Source organism: Paenibacillus sp. JGP012 (assembly GCF_014203995.1).
Classification (GTDB): domain Bacteria; phylum Bacillota; class Bacilli; order Paenibacillales; family Paenibacillaceae; genus Paenibacillus; species Paenibacillus silvae.
In genome coordinates, this window is the sequence record NZ_JACHKG010000001.1 from 422,003 (window position 1) to 443,289 (window position 21,287).

The 21,287-nt window shown below is 48.3% G+C and carries 20 protein-coding genes; 18 read left to right on the forward strand and 2 right to left on the reverse strand.

Annotated elements, in window-relative coordinates; translation table 11 throughout:
- The gene (gene trmD, locus HNR77_RS01850; RefSeq protein ID WP_184180210.1) at positions 1 to 762 is read left to right on the forward strand and encodes a tRNA (guanosine(37)-N1)-methyltransferase TrmD; all 762 of its coding nucleotides are present in this window, start codon (positions 1 to 3) and stop codon (positions 760 to 762) included.
- A gap of 127 nt (positions 763 to 889) precedes the next feature.
- Here the strand turns inward: trmD and HNR77_RS01855 are convergent, their stop codons facing one another.
- Positions 890 to 1,837 carry a polysaccharide deacetylase family protein gene (locus HNR77_RS01855; protein ID WP_184180213.1) on the reverse strand — a complete coding sequence of 316 codons (948 nt, stop codon included), beginning with the start codon at positions 1,835 to 1,837 and terminating at the stop codon, positions 890 to 892.
- Positions 1,838 to 1,931: 94 nt separating this feature from the next.
- Here HNR77_RS01855 and HNR77_RS29900 point away from each other — a divergent pair, with 94 nt between their 5' ends.
- The 9 genes from HNR77_RS29900 (at position 1,932) to HNR77_RS01895 (ending at position 9,166) form a co-directional block, all read left to right on the forward strand.
- Positions 1,932 to 2,243: a hypothetical protein gene (locus HNR77_RS29900; protein ID WP_221443640.1), complete on the forward strand. Its 312-nt coding sequence runs from the start codon at positions 1,932 to 1,934 to the stop codon at positions 2,241 to 2,243.
- The gene (rplS, locus tag HNR77_RS01860) at positions 2,240 to 2,581 is read left to right on the forward strand and encodes a 50S ribosomal protein L19 (RefSeq protein ID WP_110893202.1); all 342 of its coding nucleotides are present in this window, start codon (positions 2,240 to 2,242) and stop codon (positions 2,579 to 2,581) included. Before HNR77_RS29900 ends, rplS begins: the two co-directional genes overlap by 4 nt.
- A 300-nt stretch (positions 2,582 to 2,881) precedes the next feature.
- A complete protein-coding gene (gene lepB / locus HNR77_RS01865; protein WP_184180216.1) occupies positions 2,882 to 3,502 on the forward strand; it encodes a signal peptidase I in 621 nt (206 codons plus the stop codon).
- Between the two features lie 35 nt (positions 3,503 to 3,537).
- Positions 3,538 to 4,401, forward strand: a complete 864-nt coding sequence (gene ylqF, locus HNR77_RS01870) for a ribosome biogenesis GTPase YlqF (protein ID WP_184180219.1) — start codon at positions 3,538 to 3,540, stop codon at positions 4,399 to 4,401.
- A 415-nt stretch (positions 4,402 to 4,816) separates the two neighbouring features.
- Positions 4,817 to 5,521: a ribonuclease HII gene (locus tag HNR77_RS01875; protein WP_184180222.1), complete on the forward strand. Its 705-nt coding sequence runs from the start codon at positions 4,817 to 4,819 to the stop codon at positions 5,519 to 5,521.
- A 31-nt stretch (positions 5,522 to 5,552) separates the two neighbouring features.
- The gene (locus HNR77_RS01880) at positions 5,553 to 7,622 is read left to right on the forward strand and encodes a DNA ligase (RefSeq protein WP_184180225.1); all 2,070 of its coding nucleotides are present in this window, start codon (positions 5,553 to 5,555) and stop codon (positions 7,620 to 7,622) included.
- Positions 7,619 to 7,930, forward strand: a complete 312-nt coding sequence (locus HNR77_RS01885; RefSeq protein WP_111269989.1) for an EscU/YscU/HrcU family type III secretion system export apparatus switch protein — start codon at positions 7,619 to 7,621, stop codon at positions 7,928 to 7,930. Before HNR77_RS01880 ends, HNR77_RS01885 begins: the two co-directional genes overlap by 4 nt.
- Positions 7,924 to 8,322 (forward strand): YraN family protein, encoded by a 399-nt coding sequence (locus HNR77_RS01890; RefSeq protein WP_184180228.1) that lies wholly within the window; start codon positions 7,924 to 7,926, stop codon positions 8,320 to 8,322. Before HNR77_RS01885 ends, HNR77_RS01890 begins: the two co-directional genes overlap by 7 nt.
- 292 nt (positions 8,323 to 8,614) lie before the next feature.
- Complete coding sequence (locus HNR77_RS01895; protein WP_184180230.1) at positions 8,615 to 9,166, forward strand: nitroreductase family protein; 552 nt, start codon at positions 8,615 to 8,617, stop codon at positions 9,164 to 9,166.
- A 145-nt stretch (positions 9,167 to 9,311) separates the two neighbouring features.
- Here HNR77_RS01895 and HNR77_RS01900 read toward each other — a convergent pair whose 3' ends face one another.
- Positions 9,312 to 10,925: a YifB family Mg chelatase-like AAA ATPase gene (locus tag HNR77_RS01900; protein WP_184180233.1), complete on the reverse strand. Its 1,614-nt coding sequence runs from the start codon at positions 10,923 to 10,925 to the stop codon at positions 9,312 to 9,314.
- A gap of 340 nt (positions 10,926 to 11,265) precedes the next feature.
- Between HNR77_RS01900 and HNR77_RS01905 the strand changes: the two genes are divergently transcribed.
- The 8 genes from HNR77_RS01905 (at position 11,266) to hslU (ending at position 21,220) form a co-directional block, all read left to right on the forward strand.
- Positions 11,266 to 11,721, forward strand: coding sequence for a MarR family winged helix-turn-helix transcriptional regulator (locus tag HNR77_RS01905; RefSeq protein WP_145402793.1), 456 nt, complete (start codon positions 11,266 to 11,268; stop codon positions 11,719 to 11,721).
- Between the two features lie 245 nt (positions 11,722 to 11,966).
- Positions 11,967 to 13,127 carry an ADP-forming succinate--CoA ligase subunit beta gene (gene sucC / locus HNR77_RS01910; RefSeq protein WP_111269994.1) on the forward strand — a complete coding sequence of 387 codons (1,161 nt, stop codon included), beginning with the start codon at positions 11,967 to 11,969 and terminating at the stop codon, positions 13,125 to 13,127.
- A 63-nt stretch (positions 13,128 to 13,190) separates the two neighbouring features.
- Positions 13,191 to 14,120: a succinate--CoA ligase subunit alpha gene (gene sucD, locus HNR77_RS01915; RefSeq protein WP_110893179.1), complete on the forward strand. Its 930-nt coding sequence runs from the start codon at positions 13,191 to 13,193 to the stop codon at positions 14,118 to 14,120.
- Positions 14,121 to 14,363: 243 nt separating this feature from the next.
- Entirely contained in the window at positions 14,364 to 15,494 is a 1,131-nt protein-coding gene (dprA, locus tag HNR77_RS01920; RefSeq protein WP_184180236.1) for a DNA-processing protein DprA, read from the forward strand.
- Positions 15,495 to 15,669: 175 nt separating this feature from the next.
- Positions 15,670 to 17,769, forward strand: coding sequence for a type I DNA topoisomerase (gene topA / locus HNR77_RS01925; RefSeq protein ID WP_184180239.1), 2,100 nt, complete (start codon positions 15,670 to 15,672; stop codon positions 17,767 to 17,769).
- A gap of 16 nt (positions 17,770 to 17,785) precedes the next feature.
- Positions 17,786 to 19,129 carry an FADH(2)-oxidizing methylenetetrahydrofolate--tRNA-(uracil(54)-C(5))-methyltransferase TrmFO gene (gene trmFO / locus HNR77_RS01930; protein WP_397365927.1) on the forward strand — a complete coding sequence of 448 codons (1,344 nt, stop codon included), beginning with the start codon at positions 17,786 to 17,788 and terminating at the stop codon, positions 19,127 to 19,129.
- A gap of 24 nt (positions 19,130 to 19,153) precedes the next feature.
- A complete protein-coding gene (gene hslV / locus HNR77_RS01935) occupies positions 19,154 to 19,696 on the forward strand; it encodes an ATP-dependent protease subunit HslV (protein WP_111269998.1) in 543 nt (180 codons plus the stop codon).
- A 117-nt stretch (positions 19,697 to 19,813) separates the two neighbouring features.
- Positions 19,814 to 21,220 (forward strand): ATP-dependent protease ATPase subunit HslU, encoded by a 1,407-nt coding sequence (hslU, locus tag HNR77_RS01940; RefSeq protein WP_184180245.1) that lies wholly within the window; start codon positions 19,814 to 19,816, stop codon positions 21,218 to 21,220.
- The last annotated feature ends 67 nt before the right edge of the window (positions 21,221 to 21,287 follow it).

Below are 21,287 nucleotides of genomic sequence, written 5' to 3' on the forward strand. Positions count from 1 at the left end.
ATGAAGGTGGATGTTTTAACATTATTTCCTGAAATGTTCGATGGGGTATTCGGCACGAGCATTTTAGGTAAAGCACAGGCCAAAGGGCTGGTTTCGCTCGGTGCGACCAATTTCCGCAATTACGCAACCAATAAACATAATACTGTAGATGATGCGCCTTATGGCGGAGGTGGGGGCATGGTGCTCAAGCCTGACCCGATCTTTGCTGCGGTAGAAGATATACTGGACCAGCGCGGGGAAGCCGCAGCGGCGATGAAAGCCCCACGGATCATTCTGATGTGTCCGCAGGGTGAAACGTTCACGCAGAAGAAGGCGGAGGAACTTGTTCAGGAGCAGCATCTGATCTTTATTTGTGGTCATTACGAGGGCTACGATGAACGTATTCGTGAATTTCTGGTGACGGATGAACTGTCGATTGGCGATTATGTGCTTACTGGCGGCGAGCTTCCGGCCATGGTGGCCATTGACAGCATTGTGCGGCTGATTCCAGGTGTGCTGGGGAATGAGACAAGTGCAGTAACGGATTCATTCAGTACAGGCCTGCTCGAATATCCCCATTACACGCGTCCGCCTGATTTTAGAGGTATGAAGGTACCTGATATGCTTCTATCGGGCCACCATCTGAACATTGAGGCCTGGCGTAGAGAACAGTCTCTGATTCGTACGCTGGAGCGCAGACCTGAGCTGCTGGAGACGGCGGAGCTTACCGATAAGGAACGCAAATGGCTTGAACAGTACAAGGCTGAACGTGAGAAGAAATAGTATAAAAGAAAAATGGCCAAGCTCACATCGAAAAAAAGCCGAGAAGACAGCTAATGCTGTGCTTATCGGCTTTTTTGATTAAGTAGAATAGAAAGTTTGAAATCAGGCTGCAGCCCTGGGTGCTGATCTAGGGCTTCTCACTGAGGATGTTGGAGCCTGTGCGCAGCAAGGTGGCCATATCGGTATCACTGGTAACGGTCAAGCGGGGTAACACCATAGGTGAGTCGCCGGGATGAACGAATCCGGGTCTAACCGTGAACCCCATGCGATATCCATGCTGATGCAGCTTATATATCATTTGTTCGCTAAAGTAACCATACGGATAGGCGATATAAGGTGTATTGATACCGATGTGCTTGATTTGTTCAATATCGTGGTCCAGCAGGCTGGTATCCAGCGTAACGGGCAGATCGTCTCCGCACACCATATATCCCTTGTGATGCAGGTCGTAGGTGTGACTGTTGTATTCAAATACATCACTTCCGGCTTTCATCTCGGGCCAGGAAATATCGCTTTTTTGGCTAGGGTTAAAATCCACCGGTTTGGGCTGAATTCGACTTCCAATCACAAAAAGAGAAGCATGGAAATGATATTTTTTGAGCACCGGATAAGCTAACGTATAATTGTTCTGGTATCCATCGTCAAAGGTGATGACTATTGATTTTTTTGGCAAGGTAATCTCGCCGTTAACATACTTTTCAAGCTGGTCTAGGGTGATTGTCTTGTACCCGTTATCGTACAAATATTTCATATTCTCTTCAAATGAGTCCAGATCAATAACTGATTTATTGTGAGGCTCGCGATTGTCCAATCGAGGGGTAACATAATGATACATGAGTACCGGGACTTCTGTAGCCGTGCCTGGTTTGACAACAAAGCTTGAGCGATCGAGCTTAGATCGCATGGAAAAGTCAGGATGTGAGAATGTAAACATCTTGCGCTGTACGATATTCCAGGACGAGCAGGCTTTGTGGGATAATGCGTTTGTTGGATGATTGACAGCATATGTGTATAAAGTAATGGTGCATGTGAGCAAGGCAACGGCGGCAAGCAGAATTTTTTTCGTGTACTTCATGTTTCTCTGTTTCTCCTTTAACATTCATCTATGTCTTTAGTTTGTATAAGCGGCTCGCGGAACGAGCGTTTTACTACATGATAGACGATCTTCTATGTCGGAAAGTTACATTATTTTATCCTGCTTAAAGGTTGACTTTTTCATCTTACTGGAAATCACTTCTGCAGTTATTATAGGAAGTCGGTCACGTTTTACAGCTTCCTGTGTAAAAGCAGGGAAAGAGTTTGTGGCGCAGACTGCTGCAATGCTGCAAATTGCTGTTTATTTTTTCTTGTGTTTTGATATGCCACATGATACAATAAGTCTGTTGTGTGGAATACGGCGGTCCTCTATGGATAATGAAGGAGACAAGGTGATCTCTGGAAGAAGTATGAACGCCTGTACGGAAGGAGGGAGTCATAGATGAATATCGTTCAAGCGATTACTCAAGAACAACTTCGCAAAGATATTCCGAGTTTTCGTCCTGGTGACACTTTGAAAGTGCACGTTAAGGTAATCGAGGGAACTCGTGAGCGTATCCAATTGTTCGAAGGTGTTGTGATTAAACGTCGCGGTGGTGGAATCAGTGAGACTTTTACAGTTCGTAAAATTTCTTACGGTGTAGGTGTGGAAAGAGCTTTCCCGCTTCATTCCCCTAAAATCGAGAAAATCGAAGTGGCTCGCCGTGGTAAAGTGCGTCGTGCGAAGCTTTATTATCTTCGTGAACTGCGCGGTAAAGCAGCGAGAATTAAAGAAATTCGTTAATATAACGGATACCGGGAAGGGCTTGGAGACAAGCCCTTTTCGTTTTTGTCCGGGAAAAGTTGAACCGGAGGTACACTTCCGAGTAAAATGGTATGGCGGATATGCGGCGTAAAGTCCGGGAGGATTGGACATCAGTTATCAAAGGCATTTAAAATTGTGGTTGAATGTACTGTAATGCTTGGCTGCAAGAATTACATAACTGAGTGGAGTTTTTTGCTTTCTATGCTTGATGCTGGGATGCGGCAAAAGACTGGATGTATACTGCTATAAACATGTACTGTGAAGAGAGGAAGATCTTATATGGAACAAGAAGTTCAACAGGACCAGAGCATACCTGCCGAAGAAAAAAATAATCGATCCAAAAAAGCGAAAAATGAAATTGTGGAGTGGCTGAAAGCCATTGTTATTGCATTGGTGCTGGTCATTCTGATTCGCTGGCTGCTCTTCAAACCATTTGTAGTGGACGGGCCGTCCATGCAGCCGAACTTCTCGACAGGAGAACGTGTCATTGTCAATGAAATTCTGTACGATATCCGTGAGCCGAAGCGTGGTGAAGTTATCGTCTTCCATGTACCTTCCGAAGGACGGGATTTCATTAAACGTGTCATTGCGGTAGCTGGGGATACGGTGCAGGTTCAGGGAGATACGGTAACGGTTAACGGACAGAAGGTTAACGAAACCTATATCCAGGGTGCTATCGATGCAGCCGAGGCGAATGGCGGGACGTATAACGTGAAGGATTTCCCGAATGAACAATTCCCGGATGGCAAGGTGCCGCCAGGGCATGTGTTTGTTATGGGAGACAACCGTCCGAACAGTACAGACAGCCGGATGATCGGTTATGTCTCATTGAAAGATATTATTGGCCGTGCGGATGTTATTTTCTGGCCAATTGGAGAGATTAAGTGGATCAACCACTAACATTCAAAGTATGTATTAAATGAGGTGAAGACAAGGTGACGATACAATGGTTTCCAGGTCATATGACCCGAGCCAGACGCCAGATTCAGGACAAGTTGAAGCTCATTGACGTGGTCATCGAACTGTTGGATGCCCGTCTGCCTGTCTCCAGCCGTAATCCGATGATCGACGAGATTTTGATGGATAAGCCACGTATGATTTTGCTGAACAAGTCGGATTTGGCCGATGCCAAGGTGACGCAAGAGTGGATTGAATATTTTAAAAAAGAGGGCATTACTGCTTTTTCTGTGGATGCTTCCACAGGCACAAATGTAAAAGATATTCCTGCTCAGGCAAGACTTCTTCTCAAGGAGAAGATTGATCGTCAACTGGCAAAAGGCATTAATCCCCGTGCTGTTCGTGGGTTGATTGTCGGTATTCCAAACGTAGGCAAATCGACATTAATCAATCGGCTGGCTGGACGCAGCATTGCTGCGACAGGAGATCGCCCAGGTGTAACGAAGGGCCAGCAGTGGATTAAAGTGGGCAAGGAGATGGAACTGCTGGATACACCCGGCATTCTGTGGCCGAAGTTTGAAGATCAAAATGTCGGGTACCGTCTTGCTGTGACGGGTGCAATCAAAGAGGAAATTTTGAATGCAGAAGACATTGCGTTTTTTGGAATCAGTTATCTGATGCGTTATTATTGGGATGCGCTTGAAGAGCGATACGGTCTTCAGGATTTCTCCCGGGATGCAGACGATTCCGACAGCGTAATTGCCATCATGGAACAGGTTGGCCGAATCCGCGGTTGTGTCATTAGCGGTGGGCGTATCGATCTGGAGAAGGCATCGCGGGCGTTTTTGCGGGAGTTACGCGCAGGTAAGATGGGACGTTTCTCAATGGAAGCTCCTTATTAAGTAGAGACAGCATTACAAGAGCCGAAGGAAGCGGCCGTTACCGGATTACCGGGAACGGTCGTTTTTTGTTCAGAGCAAGGGTCAGTGCTAGATGAGATAACGATTTTTTTTGGAAGAGAATTGAAGTAAAGTGTGCTTGGTGGAATTGATTCTTCTGTATATGAGTAGTCTCGCAATCATGTTATGATAATTGGTGGTGTAAATTTGTAGAAACATCTGTTTGCATGTATTCAATTTGATATGAAAATAACCGATAAATGAAGACATCACAATGTTGTGTATTCCTTTTTACAAGGGAACGTTGTGCAGTGACTGGACTCCATCGAAACAAAGATACGAGTGACAACGTCTAACGTTTAATAGATGGTATGGAACCACATTGCTGTATGAATCAGGTATAAAGGAGATGAAAAACATGGCTGTCAACGATGAAATGCTTGAGCTGCAGCTGCCCGGTCAGCCGGGCAAACGGAAGAAAAAGAAAAAGGAAGCGAGCGAACCACAGGACCTGTTGTTGTATGAGCGGGAATATTGGGGGAGCGGCTTTGAATATATTGCCGGGATAGACGAGGTAGGGCGCGGTTGTTTGTTTGGGGATGTCGTTGCGGCTGCGGTTATTTTACCTCCAGGGCTTATTTTGGAAGGGGTTAATGATTCCAAAAAGCTGTCCGAGAAAAAGCGCGAAGCTTTGTATGACATGATTATGGAGAACGCACTGGCTGTTGGCGTAGGATATGCGGATGCCGAAACGATTGATCGAATGAACATTAAACAGGCGGCTAGACTGGCGATGAAACATGCTGTGGAGGCACTCAGTGAAACCCCTCACTATCTGCTGGTCGATGCTGAAAAGGTGGATGTGAATATTCCACAGCTGTCTATTATTAAAGGGGATGCGAACAGTCAATCTATTGCGGCCGCGTCCATTGTGGCGAAGGTAACAAGAGATCGTCTGTGCAAGGGAGAATGGGATGCGTTATACCCGGAATATGGTTTATCCGTACATAAAGGTTATGCTACGCAATTTCATCGCGAACAGATTATGGCACTCGGGGCTACGCCGATGCATCGGCGCAGTTTTCTCGGTAATTTGTTAGGAGAGCAGCAAACGCTGTTTTGAATTAGAACATCTCGGAAGGAGGGGGAGAGAGTTGAATATTAGCTCTATGATTCGTGGTTTGATTGGAGACGGCAAACCAGGGAATGCGAAGCCGCTCGAATTAAAGGAGGGTCAGGTTGTTCGTGGCTCTGTGGTCAGCGTATCGGATGATGGGGGCGAGGCCGTGCTGCAGATTCAAGGTGTGCAGGTACGTGCCAAACTGGAGACCCCACTCCGTCCGGGCGAAACGACACTGCTTCAGGTACAGCCTCCAGGTGAAAATGGCATGACCGTTATGAAGCCCGTTGCGGGTTCTCTGACAGAGCTGCCGCAGGCTTCTCTGAACAATCTCATGCAGGAGGTTGGTCTGCCTGACACCAAGGATAATCGGGAATTGCTGATAGCGATGCAGCGCAGCGGTCTGCCTTTGACCAAGGATAATGTAGCGATGGTGCAAACGATGATGGCAGCCAAGCCTGCCCAAGTGCCTGTGGAAGAATGGGTACAGGCAGCGGGGATTGCTTTTCAGCGCGGACTTCCTGTGACGGCAGAGACAGTAAAAGGATTACATCAGACTGTATTTGGACCTCCGCTGCATCAGCTGTTGAGCGGATTAGCGGAGCAGCTGGAGTCTTTGCTATCTCAGACAACAGGTAAACCGGTTCCGGGAGGAGAGGCAGCGGCCAATGCCAAAGTTGGAATTGTAACGGGACATCCGGGAACGTCTGCACCGCTTCCTGCTGCAGCTGTCCAGCCAGAAGGGGATGCAGCCACAGCGGCAGCTCTTGTGAATCGCCCGGCGGCGGGAATGCCAGGGGCAGCGGCTTTGTCCTCGCAGCAGCAGGCTCAGACTATGCAAGCTGCTAATGCTGCCTCAGCAGCGAGTGGTGGGGAAGCTGCCGCTGATGATGTGAGTCAGACGTCGAAGGGCAGCATGCCGCAGCAGACGAGTCAGGCGCAGGCCAGTTCTGAGGCAGGCGCGAAGGGGGCTGCCAGCCAGGCTGAAGCTGTGGCTGGCAGAGGCAGTGCAGGTATTCCGGCGGGCAGCGGAATACCGGGGGAGAGCCCGCGAGCTGCGGACGCGGGCATGAGTGGCAGCCGCCCGGGAACTCCGGGGGCGGCTGAAGCTGTGGCTGGCCGCGGAAGCTCCGGCCAGCCTGAAGCAGCGGCCGTGCGTGCAGACGGCCGCCCTGACACGCCTGCTGCTGCGGCAACGCAGTCCGCAGCAGGCCAGGCCGCGCCAGCGGCGCCTACGCCAGCGCAGCTGGCGCCCAAGCTGCTGGCGCTGCTGGACGCGCTGCGCAGCGCGTCCAGCGCCGCCCCGGCACAGCCTGGCGCGGCAGCTCAGGCCGCCCCTGCTGCGCAGCAGGGCGGCCAGGTGGCTGCGGCTGCCGAAGGCTCGCCGCAGCCCTTGCCAGCCGCCGCACCTGCGGGCGCGGCGGCAGCGCACGCGCCTGTCACCCACGGGGGAGACCCGTGGGTGGGGCGCGTGCTGAAGCTGCTCGGTGCGGAGCACGAGCAGCAGGCCGTTCACGGCGCGGCGATGCAGCCGCGCGTGGGGGAGGCAGCGAGTCCGGCGAACGCGGACACGCTCAAGGGCTTGCTGCTGCAGCTTGCCAGCAGCGACAGTGCTCCGGCGGCACTGAAAGATGCCGCCGCCCAAGCGGTGCAGTATCTGACAGGTCAGCAGCTGCTGCTTACCACCGATCGCAGTGCAACGTTTGCACAGATGCACTGGTTTATCCCCATCACCGGCCCGGATGGAGAACAGACCGCTTCGGTGCAGATTCAGTCGCGCCGTGGTCAGCGCGGTGAGCTGGATGCGTCCAACTGCCGCTTGCTGTTTGATCTGGACATGAAGAGCCTGGGACATACGCTGGTGGATGTGCATGTAGTGAATAATATTGTCAGTCTGCGTGTGCTTAATGACAATGAGGTAATGGGAGCTTTGCTGGAGAGCGGCCGTGAGATGATTCAGCAATCACTCGACAAGCTGGGTTATCAGTTGTTGACCTTTAGAGCAGAGGCTTGGCCTGAAGGGCAGGAGGCAGGAGCAGAGCGAAAGGTGACTGCAGCGGACTACAGCCCTGAGCGATATAAAGGGGTGGATTTCAAAGTATGAAGGAGGAATCACCGCAGCCGGATTTGTTATCCAAAAAAGCAGTGGCGTTAAAATATGTTCCCGGAGAAACCGAAGCGCCGATTGTTGTAGCCAAAGGCCGTGGTAAAGTGGCCGAAGCTATTCTGGATAAAGCCAAGGAAAACGGGGTTCCCGTGCAGGAGGATGCAGCACTTGTGGAAGTGCTCTCCAAGCTGGATCTGGATGAACAGATTCCGGCAGAGCTGTACCAGCTGGTGGCTGAGGTGCTGACCTATGTGTACCGAGCAGACCGGCTTGCCTCTGGTCGTGATGAGGAGGAGACATGGTAGACTCAGGGTCAGGCGAGAAGCTGAATGGCAAGCTGACACGTCAGCAGAAGGGTCGAATTGGAGAAGAAAAGGCCTGCCGCTGGTTAGAGCAGCAGCAGTATCGTATCCTTCAACGGAACTGGCGCTGCCGCAGCGGAGAAGTGGATATCATCGCATCTCACGGGGATTTGTTGATTTTTGTCGAAGTTCGAAGCCGCAGTTCACATGCTGCATTCGGGACTCCGCAGGAGTCTGTCGATCAGCGCAAAATGCAGCAGGTGCGTTCCACCGCAGCCGTTTACATACAAATGATCGGAGAGCATGCTTGTCAGATTCGCTTTGATGTCATTGCTGTGATGATGAGCTCTAAGGGTGAGATTATATCCGTCAATCATGTACAGAACGCATTTTAAGCTTGAAATAATAACAAATGACTGAAGAGATGGGACTTCAGATATCGACGAAGATATCTAAGGTCTCATCTTTTTTTGTTGGGGTGAAGCTGTACATACAACGAAGAAGCATGACACTATTTTCAACAGACTCCTGCATGTTCTGAACAGCGTATCACACTAGGGCGGGATCATAGGGGATAAGAGGATCATCAAGGTCTGCACTTTGGGTCGGCTTTGAATCTCGGCAGTAGAAGCGTGTATAATGGAAGCTGTAACCTGCATGTACGATGTGGAGAGGGAGGCATGAGCCATGAGTAAAGCGACGAACACAGGTAATGCAGTCCGGCATGCGATCCAGAGCCGCCGAACTGTCAAAAAGTTTAAAAAAGAGGCTGTTCCAACGGAGCAGATTATAGATTTGCTCGATACAGCGGTTTGGGCGCCCAACCATAAATTGCGCGAGCCATGGAGATTTGTACTGTTTAGCGGCAAAGGACGTGAAAAGCTGGCAGAGGCCATTGAAGCCGAGATGGGCGAAGATAACAAGTTTTCGGCCAATGTGCTGCAGGTGCCTTCCATTATGCTTGTTGTAATGGAGGAAGACCCGAGACAAGCGATCTGGGATGAGGATTTTGCTGCAGTCAGTGCGCTGGTTCAGAACTTTATGCTCGCGGCCTGGAGTGAGGAGATTGGCACGTTCTGGGTAACAAAGCCATTTCTCTATGCACCCAAATTCCGTAAGGAGCTGGGCATCAAGGCCGGAGAGAAAATTATAGGCATGATCTATATGGGATACCCTGAGGTTGTTCCATCACCGAAAGATCGCACACCTGCCAAGGACAAGCTTACCTTGTTTGAATAACATCCTGTTTTAACGAAACGTTTGGTATCAAAGTCTTGTTGGAATGGTATAAAAGCCTTTTTCAAGGCCGTATCAGACTCTTCATTAACATATATGGAGAGCTCTCATACGGCTCTTTATGTTGGTCAAGCCGCATTCCACATCATTAAAATAAATTCAAGTCTAACTGACGATATTGGATTGCTTCCGCTACATGAGCGGTCTGAATCATTCCTTCATGATCCAGATCTGCGATCGTCTGGGCCATCTTCATAATTCGATCACGGGCACGCATGCTAAGTTGAAGTGTAGTCAACGTTTCGTCTAACAGCAGCTCCGCTGCAGGCGGCAGGTGAATCGTTTTTCGTAAAAAGGTACCCGAGAGCTGACTGTTCCAGCGAACCGGATGATTCGCGTAACGTTTGGCCTGAATGGCATGGGCTGCAATCACTTTGCTTTGCATGTCAGCGGAAGAAGGGGAGGCTCCCGACTTTCGCCAATCCCCCGGTGGAGGAACCTCGATCTGCAGGTCGATACGGTCAAGCAGTGGACCTGAAATTCTGGCACGGTATGCTGCTACGCGAGCAGGACTGCAGATGCAGCGCTGATCCTGACCCTGAGCTGATAAATAGCCGCAGGGACACGGATTCATAGAGCAGGCGAGCATGAACTGTGCAGGAAACGTGAACGCAGCTCTTGCGCGACTGATCGTTACCGTCTGATCCTCAAGTGGTTGTCTAAGCACCTCCAGAACTTGACGCTGAAACTCGGGCAGCTCATCCAGAAATAATATTCCACGATGAGCGAGACTGACTTCACCCGGATTTGGAATGCCGCCACCTCCAATCAGGCCGGATGCCGATATCGTGTGATGGGGCGAGCGGAACGGTCTGTCCGTAATCAGTCCCTGTGGCGCTTCTTTCAGTTGTCCGGCTGCGCTTAACACTTTAGTCACCTCGAGCGCTTCCTCTTCGGACAAAGGCGGCAAAATCGTTGGCAGTCGCTTAATTAACATCGTTTTACCGGTACCAGGGGGACCTACCAGCATAATATTGTGCATTCCGGCAGCGGCAATCATTAAAGCACGTTTGACATGATGCTGTCCCAGCACATCGCTATAGTTTTCCGAGGACAAAGAGGACGTTGTCTTGATCCATGGTGAGCTGGCCGGCACACAGCTTCGCAGATGATTATAATTTTTCAAGGTAATTGGCCCTGTACCGGTTGTTTTCCCCATCGTATTGCTCATATCGTTTGGCGGATGGTCTGGACTGTTTGTGAGGTCAGGTGCCAGGTCCATCAGGTGACGCAAGCCGTATATCTCGATTCCACGAATCAGACGAGCCTCCTGTACATTGTCGGAAGGTAACAGAACCGATGTAAAGCCCTGTCTTTTAGCCAGATCAACCATGGATAACATACCGGGCACAGAGCGAATGGAGCCATCCAGTGCGAGCTCCCCCAGCACCAGAGTGCGTTCCTCTGGAGGAAGCACAAGCTGACCGCTGGTTGCAAGCAGGGCAATAGCAATGGCGAGATCGAAGGAAGAACCTTCCTTACGCAGGTCAGCGGGAGCAAGATTAATCGTAATGCGTTGCAAAGGATACTGGTATCCACAGTTTTTAATAGCAGCCCGAACTCGTTCAACGGCTTCACGGATCGCGGAATCAGGAAGTCCGATGATGGAGGTCATTGGTAAACCATTCGACAGGTCCGTTTCTACCTCAATTAATACGCCGTCAATACCATAGAGACATGAGCTGTATAACTTTCCGTACATAACAAAGAAACACCTCACTCGGATAATCGGCTCCGCACAGGTCGGGCCGTTCTTCGAATTAAGGTGCTTCCTCAGCTTCTACTTGCATTTTATAGAAAAGCGATCAGAGCGTCAACCCGTCAGCATCTTCAGTCTGTTAGATTATATTTTACACAACTTAATTTACGATGATTTATTAGGTTGATAAAATAATTTGTGCTCAATTATTCTTCTTTTTATCTATTTTGTGATAAGATAGAACCAAGGCATCTGAATCACTGTAAACTTAGGTGAAGCAGTCAGGATAGCCTTAAATCCAATAATGCAATTTAATGTACATTAGGCAGGTGAGACAGACAACATGCAGACAGATCGTTTGAAGCTGGACAATCAATTATGCTTTGCCATATACGCTTGTTCACGTGAGATTACCAAGCTGTACCAGCCTTATCTTGAGGTACTGGGTGTAACGTATTCTCAGTATCTGGTTTTGATGGTATTGTGGGAGCGGCAGGAGTGTACGGTTAAGGAGATCGGTGAGGCGTTATACCTTGATTCAGGTACGTTGACACCTCTTCTGAAACGTTTGCAGGCAGCCGGACTCATCTATCGGGAGCGTTCCGCTCAGGACGAGCGTAAAGTATTAATTACATTGACCGATACAGGACGTGAACTTAAAAATAAAGCGCTTAGCATTCCGGATGCCATACAGGGAGATGCTTGTCTGAACAGCAAGGAGTTTGAAGCACTGCTTGGTCAGTTCAAAGGCTTGCTGGATAAAGTGCACGCAACCAATATGAATGCATCCAAAAAATAATTGGAGCTGTCATTTACACCGAACCTTAGCTAATTCAGCTAAGGTTTTTTCCATTTATATCCAAGCATTCACAAAAAGGGATCATATCCATATCAAAAAGCTGTCTATTAACCATTACTTTTTTAAGGAAAGCGTTTTAAAAACATGTTACAATGAATTGGGTTTAAGTGAAAATAGTCAACATTTGTCTTTTGTTCGTCTACCAACCCGCCTTGTTGCAGTCATGTTGATAGGAGGATTCGAGAATGAATATCCATGAATATCAAGGAAAAGAAGTACTGAAACAGTATGGAGTTACCGTTCCAAATGGAAAGGTTGCTTATACAGTCGATGAAGCGGTTGCGGCTGCAGAGGCACTGGGCAGTCCGGTGACTGTGGTTAAAGCGCAAATTCACGCAGGAGGCCGGGGTAAAGCTGGCGGTGTGAAAGTGGCAAAAAGCATCGACGAAGTGCGTGCCTATGCTTCCGAAATTTTGGGCAAAGTATTAGTAACCCATCAGACAGGACCAGAAGGTAAAGAAGTGAAACGTCTTCTCATTGAAGAGGGCTGTGATATCCGCAAAGAGTATTACGTGGGTGTTGTGGTCGATCGTGCTACAGGTCGTGTAGTTATGATGGCTTCTGAAGAAGGCGGTACGGAGATTGAAGAAGTAGCTGAAGCTACACCTGAGAAAATTTTCAAAGAAGTTATTGACCCTGCAATCGGGTTGCAAGTGTTCCAGGCACGCAAGCTGGCTTACAGCATTAAAATTCCGAATGAACTCGTGAATAAAGCTGTGAAGTTTATGCTTGCGCTGTACACGGCATTTGTTGAAAAAGATTGCTCGATCGCCGAGATCAACCCGCTGGTTGTTACCGGAGATGGAAACGTTATCGCACTGGATGCAAAGCTGAATTTTGACTCCAATGCTCTCTTCCGTCACAAGGATATTCAAGAGCTTCGTGACCTGGATGAGGAAGATGAAAAAGAAATCGAAGCTTCCAAATATGACCTCAGCTACATAGCGCTTGACGGCAACATCGGCTGTATGGTTAATGGTGCAGGACTTGCGATGGCGACGATGGATATCATCAAATATTATGGCGGCGACCCTGCCAACTTCCTTGATGTTGGGGGCGGTGCGACCACAGAGAAAGTTACTGAAGCATTCAAGATTATTTTGTCTGATGCCAAAGTAGCCGGTATCTTTGTTAACATCTTCGGTGGTATCATGCGTTGTGATGTCATTGCCAACGGTGTAGTTGAAGCCGCGAAGCAGCTTGGCCTGACCAAACCGCTGGTTGTTCGTCTTGAAGGAACTAACGTGGAACTGGGTAAACGCATTCTGGGTGAATCCGGCCTGAATATCGTTCCAGCTGATTCCATGGCCGATGGTGCACAGAAAATTGTGGCCCTCGTAAAATAAGTTCATTCCTTCGTACCGGAGCTGTCCGGGAATTGAAAAATAACCGTAAGGATGTGAAGCAACGTGAGTATTTTGATCGATAAAAATACAAAAGTCATTACGCAAGGCATTACGGGTTCAACGGGAATGTTCCACACGAAGGGCGCATTGGACTACGGAACCCAAATGGTAGGCGGTGTTACGCCAGGTAAAGGCGGAACCAATGTTGACATCACGCTGGAAGACGGTTCAGTAGTCAGCCTGCCGGTATTCAACACGGTGCAGGAAGCGAAGGAAGCTACTGGCGCAACAGCGAGCGTCATTTACGTTCCTCCTGCATTTGCGGCGGATTCCATCATGGAAGCGGTTGACGCAGAACTGGATCTTGTCATCTGTATTACCGAAGGTATTCCTGTTCTTGATATGGTCAAAGTGGACCGTTTCATGGAAGGGAAAAATACAGTATTGATCGGTCCTAACTGTCCAGGTGTTATTACACCGGGCGAGTGCAAGATCGGTATCATGCCTGGATATATCCATATGCCAGGACACGTTGGTGTTGTTTCCCGTTCCGGAACACTGACGTACGAGGCTGTTCATCAGCTTACAACTCGTGGCATTGGTCAGTCTTCTGCGGTAGGGATTGGCGGAGACCCGGTTAAGGGTTCCGAGTTCATCGATATCCTGAAACGTTTCAATGAAGACCCTCAAACGCATGCTGTAATCATGATTGGTGAGATCGGTGGTACTGCGGAAGAGGATGCAGCCGAGTGGGTGGCAGCGAACATGACGAAACCGGTGGTTGGATTCATCGGTGGTGTTACAGCGCCTCCAGGTAAACGTATGGGTCATGCAGGCGCAATTATCTCTGGTGGTAAAGGTACAGCCAAAGAGAAAATTGCGAAGCTTGAATCCTGCGGTATCAAAGTCGCTCCAACACCAGCCGAAATGGGCTCCACTTTGGTAAGTGTGCTTGAAGAACGCGGCATTTTGAATCTGTGCACGACACATTAATCCTGTTCCGTTATAATAGAAGAAACGGCTTGGAGATCGTTTATTTCTGCAACCGTTGATTCAGAAAACGGTAAAGGTAAGCAACCTTTTGTCCTTACAAGGGACGAAGGGTTGCTTTTTTTGCGTTTATTTTGACAAGAAATGCGGTTTGTAATGCTGAACAGGTGTAAACGCTTGCAATTTATCAAAACTTATCACACAATATGAGGGGAGTTTTTCTCTCCTCCACGGGAGGTAAACAAGATGGAGGAACGCTGGATTTTGTTCGGGCTGCATGAAATGGAGGGCATCGGTAGAAAAAGCATTTCCAAATTGATGTCAGGCGCACATTCACTGACAGAGCTGTTTGATTACCAGGAAGCAGATTGGATAACAGCTGGATTGAGAAAAGATCAGGCTGCCCGGCTGGTCAAGGATTTTAATGCAAGCTGGATTGAATATAGAAGAGAGCAGGTTTATAATCGTGGCCTCAAGGTTATTACTTATTTGGATTCCAATTATCCTGTATTAATGAAGGAAACCGTTCAGCCTCCCTGGATTATGTATGCTCGGGGGGATATTGAGCTGCTGCATACACCTTCGATTGCAATGGTTGGAACTAGGCTGCCTACCGTCTACGGACGCAAGGTAAGTGAGAAGCTTGCATCACAATTAAGTCAGGCTGGACTAACCATTGTCAGTGGTCTTGCCAGAGGTATTGATCGTGTGTGTCATGAGGCTGTTGTACGAGAAGGGGGCAAAACAATTGCCGTGTTTGGAACGGGAATGGACTATGTTTATCCTCCTGAAAACACAGGCTTAGCGGAACAGATTGCCGAAACAGGTCTGCTTTTGTCCGAATATCCACTCGGAACGAGAGCGCGTCAAGGGCTGTTTCCCGAACGTAACCGAATTATAGCCGGATTAACACTTGGTACACTTGTTGTCGAAGCAGATCTGCGCAGTGGTTCATTAATTACCGCGGATGCAGCACTGGAAGCGGGAAGGGATGTATTTGCTGTTCCTGGACCCATTACTTCTCCGAAGAGCCGCGGGGCACATAATTTGATTCGTCAGGGGGCAAAACTGGTCACTTGTGCAGCTGATTTGTTGGAAGAGTATCGTTTGGACTTGCCAAATACCAAACAACTTCCTTACAATAGAGGACGTTCGGCAGAAATGCAGGGACATGCAGAAGAAGGGCTGTTTACGAAAGTGCAGCTGTCTGCAGATGAACAGCGGATTATCGTTTTACTTGAGCAGGAAGAGCAATCCTTGGATCAACTGATTGATCAGTTAGGCTGGGATTTTGGACATTTACATTCAGTTCTGTTATCTTTAATCATAAAAAAGCAGATTACCCAATTACCTGGAACCAAATATGCAAGGGTATGACGATGCTGCAACCTGTGCAGTATGTGGAATATATAAAATATGAAAATGAAAGTACATGAACCATATAAGTCGAAAAATTATTTACACTCAAACTCTGTCATCGGAGTGTCACGTGTAAATTTCGAAGTTCAACTTATATGGCAAGAAGTTTCATGACTGAGAGGAGGATGAACCTATGGCGGATGCACTCGTAATCGTGGAGTCGCCTTCAAAGGCGAAGACGATTGGCAAATACCTGGGCAGCAAGTTCATCGTGAAAGCTTCAATGGGACATGTTCGCGATTTGCCAAAGAGTCAGATCGGCGTTGAGGTAGAGAACGATTTTAATCCGAAATATATTACGATCCGCGGTAAAGGTTCAGTACTGAAGGAACTCAAGGATGCGCGCAAGAAAGTCAAAAAAGTATATCTCGCAGCCGACCCCGATCGTGAAGGAGAAGCAATTGCCTGGCATCTGGCACATGCGCTTGAACTGGATGACACGGCCGACTGCCGGGTTGTATTTAATGAAATTACGAAGCAGGCGGTTAAGGACGCATTCAAAACGCCACGCAAAATTAATATGGACCTTGTCAATGCACAGCAAGCCAGACGTATTCTGGACCGGCTTGTGGGTTATAAGATCAGTCCACTATTATGGAAGAAAGTAAAAAAGGGCTTGTCCGCAGGGCGGGTTCAATCGGTTGCGGTCAAAATTATTCTGGATCGTGAGAACGAGATTGATGAATTCGAGCCGGAAGAATACTGGAGCATCACGGCCAAACTGAGTGCAGATGGTAATCCGTTTGAAGCGAAGTTCCACAAATTAAACGGCACCAAGACCGAGCTGGGAAGTGAAGCAGAAGTACAGGCTATTCTCAAACAGATTGAGGGCGCTGACTTTACGATCAAGGAAGTGAAAGAAAAAGAGCGTACGCGTAATCCTTCTGCGCCATTTACAACGAGCTCCCTGCAGCAGGAAGCGGCGCGTAAACTTAATTTCCGGGCTTCCAAAACGATGTCGGTTGCCCAGCAGCTCTATGAGGGTGTAGACCTTGGAAAAGAGGGCACAGTCGGTCTGATCACGTATATGCGTACCGACTCGACCCGTATTGCGGCTTCAGCACAGGAAGAAGCCAAGGAATATATCATTGGCAAATACGGAGAGACCTTTGCACCGGAAAGCCCGCGCAATTATTCCAAAAAGGCTTCCAATGCTCAGGATGCACACGAAGCGATCAGACCAACTTCCGTACTGCGTGATCCGGATTCGATTAAATCCTTTATGAGTCGTGACCAGTTCCGATTATACAAGCTTATATGGGAACGCTTTGTAGCAAGCCAGATGTCCTCGGCTATTCTCGATACACTTTCGGTAGATATCGCTGCAGGAGATACCATTTTCCGGGCGGCGGGTTCGAAAGTCCGCTTCCAGGGTTTTATGAAAGTGTATGTTGAGGGCAATGACGATGGTACCACCGAGGAAGATCGGTTGCTGCCTCCGCTCAAAAGTGGAGATGTGCTTGAAAAGCAGGAAATTGAGCCCAAACAGCACTTTACGCAGCCACCGCCGCGTTATACGGAGGCAAGGCTTGTTAAAACACTGGAAGAATTGGGCATAGGCAGACCGAGTACATATGCGCCAACACTGGAGACCATTCAGAAGCGCGGATATGTTGCGATCGAAGAAAAGAAGTTTATGCCGACCGAGCTCGGAGAGCTTGTTATCGAGCAGATGGAAGAGTTTTTCCCGGAAATTCTGAATGTTGAGTTTACCGCGAACATGGAAGGTGATCTTGACCATGTAGAGGAAGGCTCCGAAGACTGGGTTAAAGTTCTCGCCGAATTCTATGAATCTTTCGAAAAGCGGCTGGAGTTTGCCGAAGAAGAAATGAAAGAGATTGAGATTGAAGACGAGGTATCCGATGAGATATGTGAAAAGTGCGGCAAACCGCTTGTTTACAAGCTGGGGCGTTTCGGGAAGTTTCTTGCGTGCTCGGGTTTTCCGGATTGCCGTAATACCAAACCGATCATCAAGGATATCGGCGTAACATGTCCGAAATGTAAAGAAGGGCATGTTGTGGAACGTCGCAGTAAAAAAGGACGTATATTCTACGGATGTGACAAGTATCCTGAATGTGATTTCGTCTCCTGGGATAAACCTTCCGCCAAGCCTTGTCCTAGCTGTGGATCTTTAATGATAGAGAAACGAAACAAAAAAGGAACCAAATTACAATGTACTTCATGTGATCATCAGGAGCCGGTGGAAGAAACGGAAGATGAGTCAGCGGATTAGCATATGATGGGGGTAAATGATTTTGACAAGTGAACAACAAGTAACGGTTATTGGTGCCGGACTGGCTGGATCAGAAGCAGCTTGGCAGATTGCCAGCCGAGGTGTACGCGTTAAACTATATGAGATGAGACCGGTTGTCAAAACACCGGCTCATCATACGGATAAATTTGCCGAACTGGTCTGCAGCAACTCGCTGCGTGCCAATGGGCTGGCTAACGCAGTAGGTGTCTTGAAAGAAGAAATGAGAATGCTGAACTCTTTGGTTCTGGGCGCTGCTGACCGTCATGCTGTTCCAGCGGGAGGTGCTTTGGCGGTTGACCGTGATGGCTTCTCGGGGGAAATTACATCCACACTGCATCAGCATCCGCTTATTGAAGTGGTGAATGAAGAGTTGACCTCGCTGCCTGAAGATGGCATTGTCGTTGTAGCTACAGGGCCCCTCACTTCACCAGCGTTGTCCGAGCAGATCAAGGCACTGATGGGTGAGGAATATTTCTATTTTTATGATGCAGCAGCACCGATTATTGAAAAAGATTCGATTGATATGAACAAGGTATACCTCGCCTCCCGTTACGATAAAGGAGAAGCGGCTTATCTGAACTGTCCGATGACAGAAGAAGAGTTCGATATTTTCTATGAAGCGCTTATTAACGCCGAGGTTGCTCAGCTCAAAGAGTTTGAAAAGGAAATTTATTTCGAAGGCTGCATGCCGATCGAAGTTATGATGAAGCGTGGAAAACAAACGGCTTTGTTTGGACCTATGAAGCCGGTAGGTCTGGTTAACCCGCATACAGGTGAATTACCGCACGCCGTAGTACAGCTCAGACAAGATAATGCGGCGGGAACGCTCTACAATCTGGTTGGCTTCCAGACCCACCTGAAATGGGGCGAACAAAAACGGGTATTCTCTCTGATTCCAGGTCTTGAGAATGCGGAGTTTGTACGTTATGGTGTAATGCACCGAAATACATTTATTAACTCACCGAAGCTGCTGCGTCCGACGTATCAGTTCAAAGATCGCCCGAATCTGTTCTTTGCCGGTCAGATGACAGGGGTGGAAGGATATGTTGAATCTGCGGCATCCGGTCTGATTGCAGGCATGAATGCGGCCAAAGCGGCACTTGGTCAGGAACTGGTTGTACTTCCAGTGGAAACAACGCTAGGAAGCATGGCTCAATATATTACAACAGCTGATTTCAAGCATTTTCAGCCGATGAACGCAAACTTTGGTTTGCTTCCGAAACTGGAAACTAAAATTCGCAACAAAAAAGAAAAAAATGAAGCACTTGCCAAGCGTGCCCTGGATGGAATCGCCAAGTTTGCTGCTTCCGAAGGTCTAACCGTTCCAGAACGCGTATAAATTATTCGTGAGGAGGCAGATATCATGGATATGTCATTTCATGCGACAACGATCTGTGCTGTCCGTCATAATGGCAAGGCGGCGATTGCAGGTGATGGTCAGGTAACGATGGGCCAGAGCGTTGTTATGAAAAATACAGCCAAAAAAGTGAGACGTTTATATCGCGGACAGGTTGTTGCCGGATTTGCAGGTTCTGTGGCTGATGCAATTACGTTGTTTGAAAAATTCGAAGGTAAGCTCGAAGAACATCACGGTAATCTGCAGCGGGCTGCTGTGGAGCTAGCAAAGGATTGGCGGCAGGACCGCATTTTGCGCAAGCTTGAAGCACTGCTGATCGTCATGGATAAAACGGGTATGCTGCTTATTTCAGGCGGTGGCGAGATTATAGAACCGGATGATGATATCATCGCGATTGGTTCAGGCGGTAATTTTGCACTGTCTGCTGCGCGGGCGCTGAAACGTCACGCTGTACAGATGGAAGCTAAGGACATCGCACGCGAATCCCTTCAGGTGGCTTCTGAGCTGTGTGTATATACGAACAGTAATATCATTGTGGAAGAATTGTAAAAAAACAAAGAAATCTCCCGTACAGGGGCAAGATGTTTCATCTGCTCTGGCTTACGTTAAGGAGATTCTTTGTTCTTGTAGTACTTGAACGTTAACTTACATGCAGGAGGGAAGCATATGAATACGCAAGCTTTAACGCCAAGACAAATTGTTGCGGAACTGGATAAATATATTGTAGGTCAGAAACAGGCGAAAAAATCAGTGGCGGTAGCCCTTCGTAACCGCTATCGGCGCAGTCTTTTGCCAGAACACACACAGGACGACATTGTGCCTAAAAATATACTGATGATTGGCCCTACAGGTGTAGGTAAAACAGAGATTGCCCGCCGTCTTGCCAAGCTGGTGGGTGCACCCTTTGTCAAAGTGGAAGCTACCAAGTTCACAGAGGTAGGATATGTGGGCCGTGATGTGGAGTCCATGGTCCGTGACCTGATCGAAACATCACTGCGTATGGTGAAGCTTGAGCGTACAGAAAAGGTGAAGGACAAAGCGGAAGAAGCGGCGAACGAGCGCATTGTACATATCCTGGCCCCTTCCCAGTCCAAGTCCAAAAATCAGCGTAATCCGTTTGAAATGATTTTTGGCAACAACAATGCGGGGAATGCTGCTAATGAGCAAGACGAGCCGGAACCTGATGCAGGAGTGGCAGAGCGCCGACGCAAAATTAGATTTGATTTGCTGTCTGGTAAACTGGAAGATGACATCATCGAGATTGATGTGGAGGATAATACTCCAAACATGATGGATATGTTTGCTGGTCAAGGCAATGATCAGATGGGTATGAACATGCAGGAGATGTTTGGCAGCTTGCTGCCGCGTCGTACGAAGAAGCGCAAACTGGCGATCAAGGAAGCGCGTAAAGTGCTGATTCAGGAAGAAGCAAGTAAATTGATTGATATGGATGATGTGACTCAGGAATCCATAAGACGTGCAGAACAGACAGGCATTATTTTTATTGATGAGATTGATAAAGTGGCGAGCCAAGGACGTGGAAGTGGCCCGGATGTATCGCGTGAGGGGGTACAGCGTGACATTCTTCCAATCGTAGAAGGTTCGACGGTGATGACCAAGTATGGTCCGGTCAAAACGGATTATATTCTGTTTATGGCGGCTGGTGCGTTCCATGTGGCCAAACCTTCAGATCTCATTCCTGAGCTTCAGGGACGCTTCCCGATTCGGGTAGAGCTTAATAGCCTTTCACTGGATGAGTTTGTGTCTATTTTGACAGAACCTCAGAATGCATTAACGAAGCAGTATGTGGATTTGCTGCGCACAGAGAATATCGAAATCGAGTTCTCCGATGAAGCGATTCGAGAGATCGCCAAATTGGCAGAATCGGTTAACCAGAACACAGAAAATATCGGTGCTCGCCGGTTGCATACCATTTTGGAGAAACTTCTGGAGGATCTGTCCTTTGAAGCTCCTGAGCTTACGCTCGAGCATATGGTGATTACACCTGAGTATGTGCGGGAGAAGTTAAATGATATCGCAACTGATCGTGATTTGAGTCAGTATATTTTGTAACAGCCTCTTATGTTTGGTGATAAAGCGAGTTTATTGCGGCCGGCTAGCCAATAAGCTGTAACGTATG